The sequence below is a fragment of the Dolichospermum sp. LEGE 00246 genome (assembly GCF_015207865.1).
Lineage (GTDB): Bacteria > Cyanobacteriota > Cyanobacteriia > Cyanobacteriales > Nostocaceae > Dolichospermum > Dolichospermum heterosporum.
In genome coordinates, this window is record NZ_JADEWA010000543.1 from 1 (window position 1) to 3,230 (window position 3,230).

At 37.3% G+C, this 3,230-nt stretch carries 4 protein-coding genes; 2 read left to right on the plus strand and 2 right to left on the minus strand.

Features of this window, described 5'->3' with window-relative positions; translation table 11 throughout:
* The first annotated feature begins 145 nt into the window (after positions 1-145).
* Both IQ228_RS23680 and IQ228_RS23685 read left to right on the plus strand, forming a co-directional pair.
* Positions 146-766, plus strand: coding sequence for a hypothetical protein (locus IQ228_RS23680; RefSeq protein ID WP_193964653.1), 621 nt, complete (start codon positions 146-148; stop codon positions 764-766).
* A 233-nt stretch (positions 767-999) separates the two neighbouring features.
* Positions 1,000-1,341 (plus strand): hypothetical protein, encoded by a 342-nt coding sequence (locus IQ228_RS23685; RefSeq protein ID WP_039202515.1) that lies wholly within the window; start codon positions 1,000-1,002, stop codon positions 1,339-1,341.
* Between the two features lie 16 nt (positions 1,342-1,357).
* Here the strand turns inward: IQ228_RS23685 and IQ228_RS23690 are convergent, their stop codons facing one another.
* Positions 1,358-2,023: a DUF2834 domain-containing protein gene (locus IQ228_RS23690; RefSeq protein WP_193964655.1), complete on the minus strand. Its 666-nt coding sequence runs from the start codon at positions 2,021-2,023 to the stop codon at positions 1,358-1,360.
* A 13-nt stretch (positions 2,024-2,036) separates the two neighbouring features.
* Entirely contained in the window at positions 2,037-3,113 is a 1,077-nt protein-coding gene (gene hrcA, locus IQ228_RS23695; RefSeq protein ID WP_027402642.1) for a heat-inducible transcriptional repressor HrcA, read from the minus strand.
* Positions 3,114-3,230: the final 117 nt, after the last annotated feature.

A 3,230-nucleotide genomic window follows, 5' to 3' on the forward strand; every position in this document is an offset into this window, starting at 1 on the left:
TAAAGCCTCTCCCCGCACCTCTCCCTAACCCTCTCCTTTTAGGAGAGGGAAAAGGAATAACATTTAATACTGGAGAGGTTTACCAGAGGGGTCAATTTATACATTTAAAACTTTTCAAACATCCTCTAAGGGTGGTGATCCAGCATTGCAAGGAATAGCAGTAGCGGCAATATTGCGTAAAGCCTTGACAATGGGAGCAAATCAAGAGGGATTAATTATAGAAATATTAAGTCAGTGCTATAAACAAAAGGGTATTACTCAGGAAAGTGTAAGCACCTGGACTAATAAACCACCAACTTTTCAAGACTTACAAAATGAGATTACAGCAAGAATAGAGAATGGATGTAGAGAATCTTCTAAATTAGCTTTAAAATTAGCAGCAATGTTTGAATATGGGATATTTAATAAACCACAACCTAATTTAAAATTACCCGTCGTTAGATTTGATTTGTCAGCACTTGGTAAAGTTCCTGGGTTGAGCGCGATGCCTTCGGCGAGCGCAGCTATCGCCGCAGAAACACTGTTAAAACAATTATTAGATTCACATGAATTGCAAGGTAAAATTAAAGATAAAATTCCATTATCTTACGTAATTATTGATGAATGTAAAGAGGTTAAATCATCAGAAACTTTGGCGAGAATATCAGCAGAAGCTCGTAAATGTTGTTCCTCAATTTTTTGGGAGGCGATCGCTAATGATGCCCCAGCCTTGTCAAACTCAGTGCGGTGTTCTCGATTATCAATAGTTATACGCAACACGGCTTAATTATTTGATTCTCTGGGTAGGGGTAAAGCAAGAGCTTAATGGTGTCAACTTAACGTAAAACCCATAACCCAACTGGGAATGATAGCGTAGGGTGAGTGTGGAAGCCAACAAATAAGCCACCTGTAGCTTAAGTTGACACCAATGAAGCTCTTGCTTTACCCCTACAAATCTAGGGTTTTCGTGATTTTATAAAAGTCTATGTCCTAACTGTTTTGAGTGTAATCAGGGTAATTATGCGCTTTTTAATGAGAATTGCCGGCTTTGGTTTGCTGATTTTAGGTATTTACTTAGTTGGGAAAAATATATTTTTTACAACTAATGTCTATCCTTACTGGTGGCGAGGAATTGCCGCTGATATTTCAGTGTTAGCACTAACATTAGGTGTATTGATGCTAGTTTTTTTCTCAGAAAGTATGAAAAATCTGGGATGGATTGCTATTTCCGTGGGTATTATGGCGGTATTTATTAGTAGTCGTGCAATTCTTAGTCCTACCAGTTTATGGCAATTTTTTCTCTCCTTAATTTGTATTACATCGGGTTATAAAATGTTCACAACTGGATACTCACCTTTTTGATTTTATTGTTTAGGAGTTAGATGATTATAGGCTTCTCAACTCCTATTTTATTTTCTATCTCTACAGGTGGACGGACACACAAATAAATCAAAGCTCCAAATAAAGGCATTACAAATAACCAAAATAATTGATTATCTTTCCCACCTCGTCGCGCCATATCATCTCCTAGTAATGTGGGAAACAATAGACTCAACATCACAAAATCTAAACTCATCACATGAATAAATCGGCTACTTTGCCACTGTTGGACAAAATCACCCCAATCGCCTTGTAAACCAGATGCGAATAAAACCGCCGTTCCTATAGTTAATAAAATTCCTAAAATGCGAGAATCTAGGATTTTCAGAAATAATTTTTTTTCACCAATAAACTTTTGATTGGGTTGTCTTAAAGCCAAATAGGGTAAAAGTGCAAAAGCACCTAATGCAAAAGCACCACTAGCGAAAGGCCAAGCTGGGATTTTTTGACCTCTACCATCAAAAAAGACGACTGCACTATATATAAAAGGCCAAATCCCCATGATATTAAATAAAGATATAATCAGAGGATTAATGCCTTGCCAATTGCCTGTGGAGAGATTTTTGATTAACTCAAAAGTATCAGGTTGTTCGGGAGGAGCAAAGAAAAAGGCATAGGAAACAAATCCTAGCCATAATAGACCAAAAGTGATTTTTCTCAACATGAATTTATGGAAATTAACTAAAAGCTTCCGAGAGATAATCTGCTGCTGCTGCAACTACAGCGATCGCACTCTCATAGTCTAACCTAGTTGGACCCAAAACTCCCACACTTCCTACTGGCACAGAACCCCGCCGATAAATAGCAGAAATCAAAGTACAAGTCCGAATAGGTTCAAGAGGATTTTCTGTGCCAATTCGCACTGTTACCTTAGACTTATTCATATCGTGCATTTCTGCTTCTTCACAAATTAAATGCCAAAGTTGGTCTTGTTCCTCTTCCAATAATTGCATAATTGTCTGTACCTGCTGTACCTGAGAAAACTCAGGTTGTCGTAAAACCTCTCCAATCCCGCGCACCATAATTTGTGTAGTTGTTGGTGCTAGAGCGCGATGAGTCAATTCTACCAAAGAACTTTTTAATAATTCACCATAAACTCTAAACTCCTGATCCAATTTACTCCAATCAAGATAGCCTATTTCTAATAAACTCTGTCCTCTTAAATGAGTATTCAAAAAGTTAGAAACAATCTGCAATTGATGATCAATTACCTCCGCTTCTGGTTTACTTTCTGGATTATGTAAAAATAAATCCATCACCTTAGAATGGGTTTCATAACTATCTGTCACCACAATTAACATAATTCGCTCTGATTCAATTTGCACCAGTTGCAAATGTCGTAACTTTGCGGTTGTGGGTTGCGGCATAGTAATTAAAGTAATACAGCCGCTTAATGTTGCTAAAATTTGGGCAGCGCCTTGTAATAAGGCCTCCAAACTACAATCTTCCCAATGCAGATGTTTTTGTAATACGGTTTCTACCTCTTTTGCTAAAGTTTCTGATGGTTTAATTAATTGATCAACGTAAATACGATAACCAGAATCAGAAGGAATTCTACCCGCAGAGGTATGTGGTTGATAAAGTAACCCTGATTTTTCCAAAACACCCATCACACTGCGAATCGTAGCCGAGCTAACACCCAGATCGAATCCTTCAATTAGAGCTTTAGAGCCAACAGGTTCTGCTGTGGTAATATAGTGACGTACAGTTGCATAAAGTATATTCTGTTGCCGATTAGTCAGATGAACTTGCATAAGTGATTTTTCTACTGAAGGCAAATCTTAATCAAAATTGGAAAAAAATGCGGTTTTCACCGCAAAAACGGAAAAAAGAATTAATTATTAATTAAAGTAAGATAGCAGATTATATAC